14 protein-coding genes are annotated in these 16,525 nt (G+C 75.6%); 2 read left to right on the forward strand and 12 right to left on the reverse strand.

What is annotated here, in order from left to right:
- Window positions 1-100: 100 nt before the first annotated feature.
- The 3 genes from CLT72_RS07140 to CLT72_RS07150 form a co-directional block, all read right to left on the reverse strand.
- Window positions 101-2,119 (reverse strand): ABC transporter ATP-binding protein, encoded by a 2,019-nt coding sequence (locus tag CLT72_RS07140; protein ID WP_101410174.1) that lies wholly within the window; start codon window positions 2,117-2,119, stop codon window positions 101-103.
- A complete protein-coding gene (locus CLT72_RS07145) occupies window positions 2,116-3,825 on the reverse strand; it encodes an ABC transporter transmembrane domain-containing protein (RefSeq protein ID WP_199184504.1) in 1,710 nt (569 codons plus the stop codon). The genes CLT72_RS07140 and CLT72_RS07145 overlap by 4 nt, the downstream gene beginning before the upstream one ends.
- A gap of 77 nt (window positions 3,826-3,902) precedes the next feature.
- On the reverse strand, window positions 3,903-4,196 hold the full coding sequence (locus tag CLT72_RS07150; protein ID WP_199184505.1) for an ATP-binding cassette domain-containing protein: 294 nt from the start codon (window positions 4,194-4,196) through the stop codon (window positions 3,903-3,905).
- 50 nt (window positions 4,197-4,246) lie between these two features.
- Between CLT72_RS07150 and CLT72_RS07155 the strand changes: the two genes are divergently transcribed.
- A complete protein-coding gene (locus CLT72_RS07155; RefSeq protein ID WP_101410176.1) occupies window positions 4,247-4,414 on the forward strand; it encodes an SIP domain-containing protein in 168 nt (55 codons plus the stop codon).
- A gap of 51 nt (window positions 4,415-4,465) precedes the next feature.
- On the opposite strand, the gene CLT72_RS07160 is transcribed toward CLT72_RS07155, so the two are convergent.
- The 4 genes from CLT72_RS07160 to CLT72_RS07175 all read right to left on the reverse strand — a co-directional run bounded on the left by CLT72_RS07160 (window position 4,466) and on the right by CLT72_RS07175 (window position 9,993).
- On the reverse strand, window positions 4,466-5,005 hold the full coding sequence (locus CLT72_RS07160) for a hypothetical protein (RefSeq protein ID WP_101410178.1): 540 nt from the start codon (window positions 5,003-5,005) through the stop codon (window positions 4,466-4,468).
- Complete coding sequence (locus CLT72_RS07165) at window positions 5,002-6,663, reverse strand: alpha/beta hydrolase (RefSeq protein WP_486484197.1); 1,662 nt, start codon at window positions 6,661-6,663, stop codon at window positions 5,002-5,004. The genes CLT72_RS07160 and CLT72_RS07165 overlap by 4 nt, the downstream gene beginning before the upstream one ends.
- Before the next feature lie 10 nt (window positions 6,664-6,673).
- Window positions 6,674-6,976, reverse strand: coding sequence for a type VII secretion target (locus tag CLT72_RS07170; RefSeq protein WP_101410182.1), 303 nt, complete (start codon window positions 6,974-6,976; stop codon window positions 6,674-6,676).
- Between the two features lie 68 nt (window positions 6,977-7,044).
- A complete protein-coding gene (locus CLT72_RS07175) occupies window positions 7,045-9,993 on the reverse strand; it encodes an MXAN_6230/SCO0854 family RING domain-containing protein (RefSeq protein WP_101410184.1) in 2,949 nt (982 codons plus the stop codon).
- A gap of 214 nt (window positions 9,994-10,207) precedes the next feature.
- On the opposite strand from CLT72_RS07175, the gene CLT72_RS07180 reads away from it, so the two are divergent.
- Window positions 10,208-11,497, forward strand: a complete 1,290-nt coding sequence (locus tag CLT72_RS07180; protein ID WP_101410186.1) for an MFS transporter — start codon at window positions 10,208-10,210, stop codon at window positions 11,495-11,497.
- A gap of 67 nt (window positions 11,498-11,564) precedes the next feature.
- On the opposite strand, the gene CLT72_RS07185 is transcribed toward CLT72_RS07180, so the two are convergent.
- The 5 genes from CLT72_RS07185 to CLT72_RS07205 form a co-directional block, all read right to left on the reverse strand.
- Window positions 11,565-12,548, reverse strand: coding sequence for a nitroreductase family protein (locus CLT72_RS07185; RefSeq protein ID WP_101410187.1), 984 nt, complete (start codon window positions 12,546-12,548; stop codon window positions 11,565-11,567).
- Window positions 12,549-13,637: a GNAT family N-acetyltransferase gene (locus CLT72_RS07190; protein ID WP_101410189.1), complete on the reverse strand. Its 1,089-nt coding sequence runs from the start codon at window positions 13,635-13,637 to the stop codon at window positions 12,549-12,551.
- Window positions 13,634-14,074, reverse strand: coding sequence for a DUF4188 domain-containing protein (locus tag CLT72_RS07195; RefSeq protein ID WP_101415002.1), 441 nt, complete (start codon window positions 14,072-14,074; stop codon window positions 13,634-13,636). Before CLT72_RS07195 ends, CLT72_RS07190 begins: the two co-directional genes overlap by 4 nt.
- Before the next feature lie 3 nt (window positions 14,075-14,077).
- A complete protein-coding gene (locus tag CLT72_RS07200) occupies window positions 14,078-15,658 on the reverse strand; it encodes a phenylacetate--CoA ligase family protein (RefSeq protein ID WP_101410191.1) in 1,581 nt (526 codons plus the stop codon).
- 94 nt (window positions 15,659-15,752) lie between these two features.
- Complete coding sequence (locus CLT72_RS07205) at window positions 15,753-16,505, reverse strand: alpha/beta hydrolase (protein WP_144082209.1); 753 nt, start codon at window positions 16,503-16,505, stop codon at window positions 15,753-15,755.
- Window positions 16,506-16,525 lie beyond the last annotated feature (20 nt).

Consider the following 16,525-nt stretch of genomic DNA (forward strand, 5'->3'; position numbering starts at 1 on the left):
GCGGGCGGCGCCCGGCCCGCCGCCCCGGGCCGTCGCCGGCTACGCGGGGCCTGGATCCCGCCGACGCCCGTAGGGGAGATCGACCGTCACCCCGCCCGACTCACGCCGGGGCGTGGGTAGCGCCGACACCCCGGTCCGGCGCCGCGTCCGGCCGCGCCCGGCCGGCGGCGCCCTCCTCGCCGACGCGCTCCTCCGGGAGTACGGGAACGGGCGTGCGCCACGACCGCCACAGCCGGCTGTACCCGCCCCCGGCCGCCAGCAACTGCTCGTGCGTACCGTGCTCGACGATGCGCCCGTGCTCCAGGACGACGACGCGGTCCGCGGTGGCCGCCTGGCTGAGTCGGTGCGCGACGATCAGCGTGGTGCGGCCCTCGGTGGCCGCCGTGGCGGCGCGCTCGAGGTCGCGCGCGCCGGCGCTGCCGGCCTCCGCGGTGGCCTCGTCGAGGACCGCGACGGCGGGGTCGGCGAGGACGAGACGGGCCAGGGCGAGCTGCTGGGCCTGGGCGGCGGTGAGCTGCCGTCCGCCCTCCCCCACGCACGTGTCCAACCCGTCCGGCAACGTCCGCAGCCAGTCGGTGACGCCGACGAGGTCGAGGGCGGCGGTCACCTCGGCGTCGGTGGCGTCGGGGTCGGCCAGGCGCAGGTCGTCGCCGAGCGTTCCGGCGAAGACGTGCACCTCCTGGCTGATCAGGGCGATCTCGCGACGGACGCGGTGCTCGTCCAGGTCCCCCAGCGGCACGCCGCGCAGGCTGACCGCGCCCCGGGCCGGCGCGATGATTCCGGCGGCGATGCCGGCGAGCGTGCTCTTGCCCGCCCCGCTCGCGCCGACGAGCGCGACGCGCTCGCCGGGCGCCAGGCTGAGGACGACGTCCCGCAGCACGACGGGCCCGTCGTCGTAGCGGTGCCGGTCGACGACCACCTCCAGCGCCGCGGGTCCCGAGCCGGCCCGCCCCGCGGACCGTCGGGGCCGGCCGGCCCCGGACCCGTCGGGCCGCGCGAAGTCGGGCGCGGGGCCGACGGACGCTGAACTGCCGGGCGCGGAGCCGCCTGGCGACGCGGAGCCGGCGGACGCGGCGGCGGGCACGGAGCCGGCGTCAGGGGAGGCGCCGACGGGCAGCGTCGTGACGCCGACGAGCCGGGCGAGGCTCGCCCCGGCCTGGAGCACCGCGTCGGCCTGGAAGAGCAGCAGGCCGATCGGGTTGAACAGCCGGTGGAAGTAGAGGGCCGCGGTCGTCGCCGCGCCCACGGTGGCCAGGTCGTCGCGCACCAGCATGAACCCGGCGAGCAGGACGGCGGCGAGGCCGACGAACTCCGACCGGTTCATCCGCAGCCCGAACCGGGTGTGCAGGTTGAAGATCTCCAACGACAGGTCGCGGGCGGCGGCGGAGCGGTCGGCGATCCCGCCGACGTGCGCGTCCTCCAGCCGGTAGGCGCGCACGGTCGCCGCGCCGCGCAGCGCCCCGGCCATCGCCTGCGTCCGCTCGCCCGTCGCGACCCGCTCGCGCGCGTAGTACGGCACCGAGCGCCTCAGGTACCAGCGCAGCGCCAACGCGTACGCGGGGGCCGCTGCCAGCCCGGCGAGGCCGAGGCGCCAGTCCAGGGCGAAGAGCCCCAACGCGGTCAGCACGATGGACAGCAGCGCGCCGAGGAAGGCGGGGCCGCTGGTGGCGATCACGTTGGTCACCACGGCCACGTCGTCGCCGGCGCGGGCCACCAGGTCCCCGGTGCCGGCCCGCTCCAGCGTGGCCGACGGCAGGTGCAGGGCGCGGTCGAGGACCCGCTCCCGCAGCCGCGCCAGCACGGTCTCGCCGAGGCGTGCGGTGAGGGCGGCGCCGATCGCGGTGAGGACTCCGGCGAGCAGGGCGGCGCCCGCGATCACGCCCGCCCAGGCCACGATCCGTGGCGTGTCGGAGCCGGCGATGACGTCGTCGACGAGGCGGCCGAGTACCCAGGGGGCGACCAGCCCGGTCGCGGCGGCGGCGACCAGCAGGATGGTGGCGGCGGCGCTGAGCCCGGGCAGCCGGGCGAACTCGGCCCGCAGGGCCGCCCAGGTCTGCCGGGTGGCCGCCGTGGGCAGCAGCTGCCTCGACGCGGCGCCGACCGCGGACTCGTCGGTCATCGCAGGACCTCCTCCCGGTAGCGGGCGTCGCCGGCCAGCAGCCGCTCGTGCGGGCCCTCGGCGACGACCCGTCCACGGTCGATGACGGCCACCCGGTGCGTGGTGCGCAGCAGGGCCGGACTGTTGGTGATCAGCACCGTGCCGCGGGCCGGCGCCGCGCGGGCCGCGGCCAGCCCCTCGGCCAGGTGCGCCTCGGTCACCGCGTCGACCGCCGTGGTGGGGTTGTGCAGCACCAGCACCGGCGGGTCGGCGACGAGCGCCCGGGCCAGCCCGACCCGCTGCCGCTGGCCGCCGGACAGGTTGGCGCCCCGCTCGGTGAGCAGGCGGTCGATGCCGTGCGGGTGCGCGGCGAGCACGTCCTCGGCCGCCGCGGCGCGTACGGCGGCGCGCAGGACCGCCTCGTCGGCGTCGGTGCCGGCGGCGAGGTTGGCGCGCAGCGTCCCCTCGAACAACGCCACGTCGTGCGGCTCGACCAGGAGGATGCCGCGTACGGCGTCGACGTGCAGGTCCTCGGCGGGCGTGCCGTCGACGTACAGCGTGCCCCGGTAGTCCTCGCGGGGCACGCGGCCGGAGAGCAGTGCCACCAGTGCCTCGGCGTCACCCGGGTCGTAGGCGAGCACGCCGACGACCTCACCGGCGTCGACCCGCAGGCACAGCCCGTCGAGCCCCGCGTGCCCGATCGTGTCGAGGGCGAGCCGCGCCGGGGCCGGGGCGGGCGGACCGGCGGAGCCGGGCCGGGTGAGCGGCTCGGCGCCCAGCACCCGGGCGACCCGCCCGGCGGAGGCGCGGGCCATGGCGAACAGCTGCACGGACCAGCCCAGCGTCTGCACGGGCTCGGCGATGAACTGGGCCAGCCCGACGACGGCGACGAGTTCGCCGATGGTGAGCCGGCCCTGGAGTGCGAGCCAACCGGCGACGCCGGCGACGGCCGCGAGGAAGAGGCCGTTGACCGTGGTGGTGAGCCCGAGGTGCAGGCCCTTGGTGGTGGCGGCGCGCAGGGTGACGTCGAGGGCGTGGCGGCTGGCGGCCGCGTACCGGCGTGCGGCGTGGTCCTGGGCGCCGATGCCGCGCAGCACGCGCAGGCCCGTGACGAGGTCGACGGCGAGCGAGGTGGTGGCGGCGAGGGCCTCCTGCTGCGCGGCGCTGCGCCGGCTGAGCAGCGGCGCCATCCGTTGCAGGGCGACGACCACCAGCGGCACGCCGACGAGCACGCCCAGCCCGAGGGGGACGTCGACGACGAGCAGCGCGACGGCCGCGACGGCGATGGCGGTGAACGCGGCGGCGCAGAGCCCCGCGACCCGTACGACGAGCGCGGACAGCTCGGCGTCGGAGGCGGCGACGGAGAGCAGCTCGCCGTCGCGCATGCCCGAGCGGTTCCCGCGCGGGTCGAGGGCGCTGCGGGCGATCTCGACGCGCAGGAGGTGGGCCTCCTGCTCCAGCGCGGCGTACCCCAGGCGGGCGCCGGTGCGGTAGGCGAAGGCGAGGACGGTGAAGAGGACGGCGAGACCGGCGAGGGAGAGCAGCAGCGCCCGTACGTCCCCGGTGGCGACCGCGCGGTCGATGATCACGCCGATCGCGACCGGGACGAGGGCCTCGGTGGCCTGGTGGGCGCAGAGCAGTGCGGTGCCGGCCACCACGCGAGCGCGCTGGCGACGCAGGGCGCGGCGCAGGACCGTCCCTCCACTGACCTTCTCGGATGTGTGCACGAGCTGCGTCCTCCCAGCGATCGAGGGCCAGGTTAGCCTCACCTAATGGCTCGGGCGAACGGGGGCTCGGCGACCCGTCAGCCGCCCACGTCCGCGCCGAGGTGCGGGTGGGTCGTCACGTGGTGGCGGCCGATCGGCAGCATCAGCGGCTTTCCCGACGTCGGATCGATGATCACCTGGCTGTCGAGGCCGAACACGGCGCGGACGCACTCGCGCGTCAGCACCCGCGCCGGTTCGCCGACGGCGTGCGGTCTCCCGGCGGCCAGCGCGACGAGGTGGTCGGCGTACCGGGCGGCGAGGTTGAGGTCGTGCAGCACCATGACGATCGTCGTGCCGCGCGTCAGGTTGAGGTCGGTGAGCAGGTCGAGCACTTCGACCTGGTGGTCGACGTCGAGGAACGTCGTGGGTTCGTCGAGCAGCGGTGATCCGTACGCTGCGGGAGCTGGCGTTGCCGGCCGGCACGCCGTACGCCTTCGTCGCGGGCGAGTCCACGATGGTCACCACCGTCCGCCGGCACCTGTGCGCCGAGCGCGGCATCGCCAGGGAGCGCGTGTACTTCGGCGGCTACTGGAAGGTCGCCCCGCACTGACCTCCGATGGCTGGGCGTGCCCGGCCGCCCACGGACGCGCCGGGAGCTGCCCTAGGCGTTGGCGGGGTCCTCGCCGGCCGCGGGCCGGTAGCAGTCGCTCGCCAGGATCAGGGCGACGCGGTCCCGGCTCGCGGTGGTGGTGAGGCTGATCGTGATCCCGGTGCCGGGGTCACGCATCGACACGGCGCCCCGGGTGCCGTCGGCGAAGGTACGGTCCTCGGTGATCTCGTAGCCCTGCTGCCGCCACATGTCCCGGATGCGCCGCAGCGTAATGATCTGGTCGGCGGGCGGGACCGGAAGCCCGGCGAAGCCGCTCAACGTCCACCGTCCGTCGTCGGCGATCTCGCCCCGCTGGCCCTGGCAGGGTGAGGTGTTGGTCCGCCAGTCGGCCAGCGCGACGCCGGCGGTGGTGGCGACGGCCTGGGCACGAGCCTCGGCCAGGGTGCTCACCTCGGCGGCTGCCTTGGTCTGCAACGGGTCGTCCCTTCCTGACGATGGACCGGGGTCACCGCCCGCGCAGGCGGTGGCCGGCACCAGTACGGCCGCCACCGCCACGGCGTGCCACCGGGGCGTGCGGTGACGAAGGGTCACGGGGCTCTTCCGTGGTCGAGGGCGGCTGCCTCGTAGTCGCCGACGATGACGGCCGCCTGGGAGCGCAGCATCTGGCTGTTCTGCGCCCAGTATCCGCTGTGGCCGGAGGTGTCGACGTGCAGGACGTTGCCGCCGAACTCCGGGTCGTGCGGGGCGGGGCCGTGGATGCCGACGAGGCCGTCGACCAACCACTCCCCGACGACGGGTACGCCGTCGAGCCAGCCGATCGTCTCCTCCGGGCGGGCGACGACGGTGTCGTCGGCCGCGGCGCCGGCCCACACATGTCTCGGGTCGATGGTGAACTCGCCGGCGTTCTCGACGCGCATGCCGGGACTGCCGACGGCGATCAGGTCGTCCGCGGCGAGGCCGTCGCCGGTGCTGGCGGCCTCGCCGAGGACGGTCGACCCGTAGCTGTGACCGATGGCGGTGACGTGGGAGGGACTGTCGTCGTGGGAGGCGCGGAGCCCGTCGACGAAGCCGTCGAGCGCGCGGGCGCCGGCCTCGGACTTGGCTCCGAACACGGCGCTGACGATGTCGAGGTTCACCGACGGGGTGTCGTAGCCGAGCCAGGCCACGACGGAGACGTCGGCGCCGGCGCCGGCAAGCTCGACCGAGGCCTCCCGCAGGTCGTTGGCCCGCCCGATCAGGCCGCGGATGTCGTCGAGTTCGGTGCCGACGCCGGGCACGAGGACCGCGGTGTGGGCGGCGGTGTCCGGGTCGCCGATCGCGACCGCCGCCTTGCCGTCACCCGTCGGATCGACCGAGAGCAGGTAGAGCCGCTCGTTCGACGCCGCGTTCTCCGCGCCTTCCAGCTTGTCCAGCAGCATGAGCGCGGTGGCACGCTGCGGGTCGTCCCGGTCGCGGTGCCGGCCGGCGTCGTCACCGACGAACGTACGCAGCGCCAGTTGGTTCGCCGCGTCGCGGTCGGTGGCGGGCAGCCCGTCGAGGGCGCCGGTCCGCTCCGGGTAGGCGGTGAGGTAGACCTGCCGCTCGTCGTCGGACAGGCCGCTCCACCAGGCGTGCACGTCGGCGGGACTGCTGCCCGGCGCCGGAATGTTCTCCTCGCGGAGATCGAGCGCCGCCGCGGCGGCGAGAGCGCCGTCGTTGGCCCGGTCGTACTCCCAGGCGAACTGTCCCGACGCGCTGGCCTTCAGCCGGGTCAGGGCGCGGGCGATCCGGCTGTCGGCCTCGGTGGCCTCGGTGACGATCCGCGTGATGAGATCGGTGTAGATCGCGGCGTTCTGGACATGCCGACGGTGGATCGTCTGCGCGTCCGGGTCGTGCCTGTCCCCTGCCGCCACCGCCGGCGCGGACACCCGCCCGGCCTCGTCGACGGCCAGTCCGAGGGACCGGGCGGCACCGACGGCCGACTCCAACCGCCGCTGCAGGTCGCCGAACTCCTCCGCCGCTTCCCGCAACACGCTCGCAGCGGTCCGCGTCTGCAGGCTCGCGACCTCGAACTCGTCATCGAGTTCGCCCAGCCGGCCCAACGCGGCACTGGCGGCCGGGCCCTGCCAGCCCGAGGCGCGCAGCGGCCCGGTCAGCTCGGCGCCACACCGCTCCTCCAGCTTCGCGCAGGCCCGGGACAGGTCCGTCCAGGCCTGCGCGGCGTCCCGGAGCGGGGCGACGCGCGCCTCGCGCAGGTCCGCGTACGTCACCACCGTGCGGTCACCGCCCGTGGATGTCGAAACGGGCGGCGTTGGCCTCGTCGCTGTAGCGGTAGTCCATCGCGCAGCCCTGCAGGGCGTCGCCCACCTGGGACAGGTAGCGGTCCAACCTGGTCAGGTCGTCCGACCACGACCAGCGCAGCTGCTCCAGCGCCGCCCGGGTCTGCCAACCGGGCAGGCCGGAGACCGCGGCCCGCGTCTCGTCCCCGACGTCGGACACGTCGCGCCGCAGATCGTCCCGCAGGTCGTCGCACACCCGCGAGGCCTTCTCCAGCAACTCCGGCTCGACGTGTAGTTCGATCACTGACTGGCCTCCCGCAAGATCGATGCGAGCCTACATAACCGCCCCACGCACCGCGCGGATCGGTCGCCTCAGCCCGTGCTCAGCCCGGCCAGCACGTCGCCGGCGCGCAGCACCGTCCACGGATGGCCGGGCATGCCGGTCACCGTCACCACCGTCGAGCCCGGCGCGACCGGGGTGGGCACGCGGATCAGCCGGTCGAGCGCATCGGGGTCGGCGGCGCCGGCCAGGACCGTGCGGCCGGCCAGGTCGGGCGGTACGCGGATCCCGCCGGTGTCCGCCGACGCCGCCGCGCGGACGGCGGCGACGTCGGCCGGTACCTCGGAGTAGGTGTGGTCCGCGTGGCCGACCAGGATCCGGTCGGCGCGCCCGACCGCGTGCCATGCCAGCAGGTCGAGGACCGTGGCGTGGTGGCCGCCCAGGAAGTGCTCCCACTGGTCGGCGGCCGCCCGCGCGAGTTGGTCACCGTGCCGGTCGACGCTGTAGCCGTAGCCACGGCCGGTCAGGGTCAGGTCGGTCCAGAGCAACCGTCGGGTGCGCAGGTCCACGACCATCGGCAGCAACATCCGGGCGTTGCCGCGCAGGTCGAACCGCTGCGCGACCCGCGCGCCGTCGAACTGTTCTCCCCGGGTGAGGGGCAGCATGACGCCGGCCACCGCCTCCGTGAGGGCCTCGAACGGCACGGCGTTGTAGCTGAGGACGGTCGGCACGGCGTAGTGCACGCCGTGCTCGGCCAGACGGGTCAGGTGGAGGTCGAGGAACTCGGTGGCCCCGAGCGGAGCCGGGGCGGAGGTGAGGTCGCCGGAGTGGATCGCCCCGTCGCCGGCGAAACGCAGCCGGGTGAAGTCGCAGTGGCCCACCCGCTGCCAGTCCGGATCGAAGAACACGCAGGACAGGTCGAGGTCGACCCGCGTGGCACCGGGCTCCTCCCAGTGCAGGAAGAACCGCAGCACCTCCGCGTCGGGCAGCGCCCGCACACTGCCCCTCGGCCACCCCGCCAGCTGCGCCGAGGCGGCCCGCTCCCGCATCGGCGCGGGCACCTCGGCCAGGGCGGCGTCGAGGACGGCCACGTCGAACCGGCCGAGCCGGGCGGCGCGGGCGGTCAACTCGGCGTCGACCAGCCCGCGTACCGCGGTGATCGCCGGCGTGGGCACCGGCGGGCGTCGCTCGGGCTCGGTCCAGGTGGTCACGACGCTGCCGCGGGGATGGAACACCCGCCGGGGCATGCCGGGACCGGGACGGCCACCGACGATCCCGGACTCCTCGACGGCGCCGGCCACGGGCGGCACCTCGGCGGGAGGAGGCACCCCGCCGCCCGACCGCAGCGCTTCCCGCAGGAAGGCGGGGCCGGCACCGCGCACGCCCCGCGCGACGGCGCGCAGGACGTCGCCCAGGCCGACGGCGAGCGGCGGGGTGGCCCCGACGTGCGCGGCGGCGCGGGCCCGCGCCCGCGCGGTCGCCGCCAGCTCGGCGGCCGTCGCCCGTACCGTCTCGGCGCGGCCGGTGAGTTGAGCCGCCGCCGCGGCGAGCACGCCGGGTGCCACCCGGGCGACCGTCCGGCACATGGCGGTCTCGATGGCCGCGTACGCCGCCCGATCGTCCCCGGCGGCCCGCAGCAGGTGGTCGAGCCGGCGCCACAGCTCGCCCGGACGTTCGGTGAGCAGGCCGGCGGCCCTCGCCACGTCACCGCCGGCCAGGGCCTCCTCCACCAGGGACGCGTGGGTCCGCACGCGGACCGTGACCGTGCCGTCGGGGTGCCCGGTCGGCACGAGCTGCCGGGGCTCGCGGGCGCAGGCCGCCACGATGGCCGCGCCGAGGGCGCTGGCGCGGGCCGCGCGGGTGCCGCGCAGCGCGGCGAACGCGACGGCCGCCGCCGGGTGCGCGGCCACGTTCTCGTACGGGTGCAGCCGCTCGCCGAGGCGCTTCCAGACGGTGGGGTGCCGCCGCAGATCCTCCGCCGCGCCCGCGGCACCGCAGGCGTCGAGATGCGCGAGAACCGCGCGCCGCAGCGGCCGGGGCAGGGCCCGCACCCGGGTGACCCGCACGACGACGGCGGGCTCGTGGACCGGGCGCCAGGCCGCGCCCTCCGACCCGTCGTCCCGCCTCGGCAGGACCAGCCCCGGGTCCCCACCCGAGTACGCCCACAGGGTCCGCGCCACGTCCGTGGCGGTCGACCACCGCCGCCGGGCCGCGGCGACCAGGTCGCGGTAGCCGGGGGTGCACGCCGTGGCGTGCAGCGCCCAGGCGACGACCAGCGCGAGGGTCTCCCGCGCGGGCACCACCTCGGGCAACCAGTCGAGGCTGCCCGGCGCGGTGGCGTTCACCAACACCTCGAGGTCGGCCCGGTCGGACTCGCTCAGCGCGGCAGGCCGGGCGACAAGCTCGTCGCGGAGCCGGACCGCGGCGCCGACCGGGTCGGCCTCGAGCCCGGCAAGACGCATCGGCAGCGGCGGCGCGGCCGGGACCGCGTCCTCGACCGGCGCACCCGCCCGCCGCAGCCGGCGGCGCACCGGGGCCGAGGGCGCGACGACGGTGAGGTACGTGTCGTCCGCCGCCAGCCGCCGGCCGCACACCGGGCACGCGGTGACCTGCTCCGGCGGGAAGCAGGCCGGGCACACGGGATGGCCGCACGGGTCGAGCGGCGCGCCACCCTCCTCGCGGCCGCACAGCACGCAGGGCGCGCCGGGCACGGCGAACAGGTGGGTCAGCAGCCGCCGTACGTAGACCGCTTCGATGTCGCGCGGGGTGTCGGGGAACGACCGGTGGAGCGGCAGCATCGGACGATCCGCGCCGACCAGCTCGTCGATGGTCGCCAGCAGCCAGTCGGCCCACCGGACCCGCACCGCCGCCGGCAGCCGGGCCGCCGCCGTGCGCAGGTCGTCCCGGAGCAGCCAGCCACGACCGGCCAGATCGGCCTCGAGCGCGGCCACCCAGGCCGCACCGTCCGCAGGGGCGGCGCCCGTGCCCACCACCGCGACCCGGCCGGTGCGTCGCAGCAGCACCACGGCCAGCGCATCCACGCTCGCGCCCTCCCCCGTACGAAAGCGGTGGGCGGAGAGTCGCGACGCTAGTTGCCAGGAAAGGGTGAGAAGGAAGCACCGCGGGGAGCCGCCCACCGCGAGGAAGATCATACGGGGCGACCGCGGCCAGCCTCACCCTGTTTTCCGGCCGGAGGACACCCGTTCGCCTGCCAGGGACACCGCTCGCAGGGGGCATCGGAATACCCTCGCCGGCATGAGCCGACGCACCGACCCGGTCCGGCGTCCGCTGTGGCGTGACCGCGACTTCGGCGCCTACTGGGCCGCGCAGTCGCTCTCCGCCGCCGGCGACTCGTTCGCCTACCTCGCGGTGCCGCTGCTCGTGCTCCACGCGACCGGATCGGTCGCCCGGATGGGCCTGCTCACGGCCGTGGCCGGCGCCGCGTCCGTCGGCGCGGGGATCTTCGGCGGCGTCCTGGTCGACCGGTACGACAGGCGGAAACTGATGATCACCGCCGACCTGCTCCGGCTGGTGCTCTACGCCCTCGTTCCCCTGGCCTGGCTCGGCGGCCCGCAGGTGTGGCTGCTCTTCGTCGTGCTGCCGATCTGCGAGGCGGCCGGCATGGTGTTCCAGGTCGCCGCGGTGACCGCCGTGCGCAACCTCGTCGACCTTCCCAGGATCACCGAGGCCAACGGGCGTCTCCAGACCACGTACGCGGCGGCTGCCGTGCTGGGGCCGCTGCTCGCGGGCGCGGTGTCGGCCCGGTTCGGCGCCCCGGCGGCCATCGCCGTCAACGCGGCCAGCTTCGCCCTGTCGGCAGCCGGCCTCTGGCTGGTGCGACTGCGGCGACCCGACGAGGGACCGGCGGTCGACGACACGGCCGGGCGGCAGAGCCGGCTGGCCGAGTTCCTCGCCGGCGCCCGGTTCCTCTGGCGGCAGCCCGTGCTCCGCTCGCTGACCGTGCTGCTGTCGGTGTTCATCTTCCTGACGTACGGGCTCACCGACGTCCTCGTCTACCACGTCAAGCACGACCTCGGCGGCTCCGATCGCACCGTCGGCACGGTGCTGGGCCTGGCGGCGCTGGGCACGATCGTCGGAGCGCTGCTGGTGGCGCCCCTGCGCCGCCGCCGTGGTTTCGGCATGACCTGGATCGGCGCGCACGCCATGTGCGGTCTCGCCATCGTCGGCATCGGCCTCGTCGGGGACGTGCGGGGCGTGACCGTGCTGATGGCGGTGTACCTGTGCGGCGTCAGCGTGGGCGGGATCTGCTCGATGTCGCTGCGCCAGGAGATCACGCCGGACCGCCTGCTCGGTCGGGTCACCTCGGCGTTCTGGAGCACGCACTACTCGCTCGGCCCGGCCGGCGCCGCGGTGCTGACGTGGGCCGCGAGCCGGTACGGCGTCAGCGCCGTCGCCCTCGTCGCCGGAGCGGGATGTCTGCTGGTCGCGGTCGGCGGGCTGTTCACCCCGATCCGCCGCGCCGGTGCGGAGCCGGCGGCCCACCCGGCGGAGTTCCGGTCGCCCGCGACCAGCCCGACGTCGTGACCCCGGACGCGCCGGCCCCCTCCGTCCGGGAACACGTGCCACCGTGCGGTGCCACCGGCGCCAGGGGTCAGCGGACGCCCTGCCCGACGCCGCCGAGCCGACGCGCCGAGGGCGGCGCCGGGCCCACCGGCCGGCCGACGCGGGCCACGTGGAGCAGGCGCTGCGGCGCCACGCCCAGCAGCGTCCCCAGGGCGTCGCGGGTGGCGGGCGTGTCGACGAGTTGGCTCAGCGGGTGCGCCGCCAGGCCGGCCGCGTGCAGGGTCAGCCAGGTACGCGTGAGGACCCGGCCGAACTCGACCTGCCCCGCGTCGTCCGTGCCGGGCGGTCCGACCAGGACGAGCACGGCGCCGCCGCGCGCCAGCGGGTTGCCGGACGCCGCCGCGAGGAGCCGGGGCAGGCCCAGCCGGCGCAGCACCGGGTACGCCGCCAGCGCCCCCCGCAGCGCGGCCGCCTCGCGCGCGGACAGCCCGAGGCAGCGGTCGGTGAGCCCGTCGGCGTGGTAGGCCGGGTGCGCCGGCGTGAGCCGCAGCCACGACCGCAACTCGCGGACCACCGCCGGGTCCGCGTACGTCCACCGGTCGGCGACCCGCAGCAGGCGGGCCAGCAGGGCGGCGTCGGGCACCACGCGCACCGCGCCGCCCGAGGCTCGGGCGACGGCGTCGACGGCCGCCACCACCGTGGCGTCCGGACCGGCGGAGAACCGGCCCCGGTGGGTACGGCGGGTGAGCACCTGCGCCGCGTCGAACGGGGTGTCGTAGCGGTGCGGGCCGGGCCGCAGCCAGCCCACCCGGCGGTCGTCGACGCGGTAATCGGCGACGAACCGCATCCGTAGCCCGGCGTCGGCCGCGACGATCAGGCAGGTCTCGACGAAGGCGCCCAGGGACAGCCGCAGGTCCCGCCCGGAGGGGTCGGACGCCGGCAGCGCGTACGCCGGCTCCCAGCCCACCCGGACCTCGCCGCCGCGGTGGTCGAGCCGCCACGGCTGGGTGTTGTGCGCGCTGGGCGCCCGCCAGCAGAGCGGCTCCAGCGCGCGGAACGCCGTGAGGTCCATCTACAGCGCCTTCTCGTAGAAGGTGTAGCCGTGCAGCGGCCGGCCGCCGAGTGCCCGGTACTGCGCAGCGGAGGCCGGATTGTCCCGGCCGACGTAGGTGCTGCGCAGCGTCGTGTATCCCCCGGCGTGCAGGTTGTGCCGCAGCGCGGCGGAGAGCAGGCGCTGGTACCCGCGCCCCTGGTGCTCGGGCAGCACGCCCTTGACGATCAGCACCGCCTCCCGCCGGTAGCGGCGTCGGGTCGCCAGTAGCCGGACCTGGTTGACCAGGTTGAGGTCGCCGCGTACCCGCACCACGAACTCGCTGATGTCGGGCACGCACAGCACGAACGCGACGGGCCGCCCGGCCCTGGCGAGGTAGAGCAGCAGTGACTCGTCCAGCAGGTACGCCAGCCCGTCGGTCTGCCGGCGCAGCTGCGCGGCGGAGATCTCGGTGTAGTAGCCGAGCTGCGCGAAGGACGCGTTCAGCATCCCGCGCAGCAGTTCGAGCTGGTCGGCGAGCCGGCGGACGTCGCCGCGGTGCACCGTCAGCTCCGCGCCGTCCGGGTCGGTGCCGGCCGGGACGCCGTCCCCGGCGGTGACCGGGCAGATCCAGGTGTCCGACTCGAACCGCCGGCGGAACCCGTACGACTCGTAGGCGCTCACGTACCGGGGCGGGTTCCAGGCGCTGTCGATGAAGCCCCGGTCGGCGTACCCGGAGGTGATGACCCCGCCCGCCTGGTTGGGCAGCAACGCGACCGGCCCGAAGAGCGCGTCGCGGTCGCCGGCGGCGCGGGCGGCGGTGGTGATCGCCTCGAACAGCGGTCGCGCCGCCGCATCGGTGAACTCGGTGAGCCCGAAGAGCTGACACCGGCGGCCGAGCTTGGCGTCGAGGGCGGCGTCGGTGTGCAGCGTGGTGCGGCCGACGACCGTGCCGGTGGCGCCGTCGCGCAGCACGTACATCGGCACGCCGTCGCGCCACCAGCGCCGCACCTGCTGGCGCGTCGGCGGCACGAAGCGCGGCTCGCCGGCGTACACCCGGTCGGTGAGCGCCAGGAACTCGCGCAGGCCGCGCCGGTCGACGACCCGGTGCAGTGCGGGCGGGGCGCTCATCGCCGCACCGCCGGTCCCACCGTCTCCGAGCCGAGCGGCGTGAACGTCGGGATGTGCCCCATCTCGGTGGACTCGGCCCGCCACACCCCGTTGGAGTAGCCGTCGGGTTCGGCCGTGAAGAGCCGGATGAAGCCGGCGGTAGCGTGACGGTCGCCGTCGGTGAGCCAGATCATCAGCTCGCGGTGGTGCCGGGACCGGGCGAAGCGCAGCAGGGCCTCGCGGTCGCTGAAGAACGCGACGGTGCCGAGGGTGAACGGGAACTCCCAGTAGATCCGGTGCCAGCGGTAGCCGGACATGCGCCGCATGTCGCGGACCATCCGCCGCCAGGCCGGCAGGAGCCGCAGGATCGCCAGCGGGCTCCGGTAGCGGGTGGCGCCGAAGAACATGGCGCCGGCCTGGGCGCGCGCCGGGGCGCGGGAGAAGTCACGGGTACGCATCACTCAGCCCACCAGGTAGACGTTTTTGATCTTCTGTTGTCCGGCGAACGGGCCGGCTCCCGGTTCGTGCAGCTCGACGCGCAGGTCGCCGGCGGCCGGATCCTCGGTCAGCGACTGCGCGAAGTCGCGGGACACGGCCGCCAGGTGCCCGCGTACGCCGTTGCGGCAGGCGGCGGACAGCGCCTCGCGCTCGGCCTCCGGCAGCGGGCGTCGCAGTTCGAGGTGGATCACCGGCCGGGTCTCCAGCGCGGCGTCCTCGACCAGCGCGAGGCAGAACCGGCTGATCTCGGCGGCGAACGGGTTGCCGGTGTAGAGGCCGTACTCCACGTCCTGCGGGTAGAGGTTGGCGCCCAGGTAGGACACCGTCGAGTCGCGCCGGCCGAACAGCAGCAGCACCGGCAGGGTCATCCGCTCGTTCGCCAGCGCCGCGCGGCACGCGGCCCAGCGATCCGGGTCGACGCGGACCAGGTCGAGGATCCGCCGGTAGGGCACGAGCAGCGCCTCGTCGCCGACGTTGTAGCGCAGCCGTGGCTGGAGCACGTCGGGGCCGGTCATCGTGCAGAGCAACTCCCGGCGCTCGTTGGTCTCCAGGTAGGTGGCCAACGGGTTGTACTGGAACACCATGGGCAGCCGCTGCTCGTCGGCGCCGAGCAGCGCCGCCCGCAGCTCGGCGTCGTCGCGCAGGCGGCGGCGCAGCCACACCGTGAACCGGGTCTCCGCGCCGAGGCCGATGGTCAGGTCCGAGGCGCCGTACGCGGACCTGACCTTGCGGAACCGCTCCTCCAGGTAGCCGCGCAGCGCCTCCGTCATCCCCTCTCCCCCGCAGCTGGCGAAGATGCGGTGGCGCGACCAGTCGAAGCCCTCGGCGTCGAGCCGGTCGCGCAGGTGCTTCAGGAACGGCGGGTACGCGGTCACCAGGTAGTCGAAGTCCGGGCCGAACTCGCGGAGCGTGTCGACGATCTTGCCGAGGTCCGGGCCGGTGTTCTTGACCACCGCGATCCGCGCCATGGCGGCGCCGGTCGTCGTCCCGGTCGCCCAGGCGCCCATCGAGTAGGCGTTGATGACGAACGGGCGGCGCATCGGGAAGACCAGGCTCGTGTAGCCGACGATGTCGCGGTGCACGGCGCGCAGTTCCCGCTCGCCCCGGGGCCAGTTGAAGGGCCGGCCCGACGAGCCGGCCGACTCGTCGACCACCACGCCCCGGTCCGGCAGTCGCCCGTCCCGGCAACGCCGCGCGGCGGGGAAGGGCACGACGTAGCTCACCTTGTCCGTCTCCGGGAAGTCCCGCAGCCGACGGCCGGCTCCGGCCGGCCGGGCGCGCAGGAAGGCGCGGTACGCCGGCACGTCCAGCGCGGCGAGCGCACAACCCGCGCGCGCGTTCGCCGCCGCGAGCCGGCCCAGCATCGGGTGGTGGTGCCGGGCCGACCAGCGCCACGAGGCGGGGTGGCGTCCGGCCAGCCGTGCCGCCGCCCCGAGCACGTGGACGAAGATGGTCAGACGGGCCCGACGCCAGCGTTCGCCGGCCGTCAGGCGTGGTGACGCGAGGGGTGACGGATCGGAGTATCGACGCAACGTCTCGGTCATGGGTGAATCCTCGACCGGCGCTGCCGTGGACGCCTGAGCCGTCGCACCGACCCCGCGCTGAGTATCCGCACCTACCCCGATCAGCCGGCTCCGGTCAGGGGGCCAGTCGTTGCGAGACCCAGTCGGCCGCCCGCTCGACCGCCCGCCGGGACTCGTCGGTGTGGTCCAGCATGTCGAACCCGTGCTGTCCGCCCGGGACGTCGATCACCTCCACCCGTACGTCGGCGTCGGCCGCCCCGTCGAGGAACACCGCGACCGCCTCGGCCAGTTCCGCACGCTCCCGGCCGACCCGGGTGAGCAGCAGCGGCGGTACGGCCCCGCCCGGCCCGGAGAGCGCCGCGCCCGGCGCGAAGCGCGGGTCGACGCCCCAGGCCGGCAGCGGCGCGAGGAGCGGATACGTCAGCGCCACCGCCCGCAGCCAGGAAGGTCGCTCGCGCAGCCAGTCCGTGCTCAGCAGTCCCCCACCGGAGAAGAACCAGAGGGCGATCCGCTCGCCGTCGACGCGCGGGTCGGCGCGCAGCCGGTCCACGGCGGCGGCGACGTCGAGGGCGGCCGTCGCGCAGTCGGTGGCGGGGCCCTGCGGGCCGTCGACGACGCGCATCCGGTGCTCGACGGCGACGGCCAGGACACCGAGGTCGGCCAGCAGGCAGCCGTAGCCGCGGTAGACCGGCCAGTCACGCGGACCCACGTTCAGGTCGGGCGGCAGCGGCCCACCGTGGACGAGGAGCACGGCGGGGTGCGGACCGTCGCCATCCGGCACGTACCAGTCGAGGTTCGCCACCCGCTCGTGCGGGCGGGCGGGCGGCGTCAGCACGAACGGGCGAAGGAAGCTCGGCGTCTCGTCCATGATCACAGTCTGGCACGGCG

It is taken from the genome of Micromonospora sp. CNZ309, from assembly GCF_002846525.1.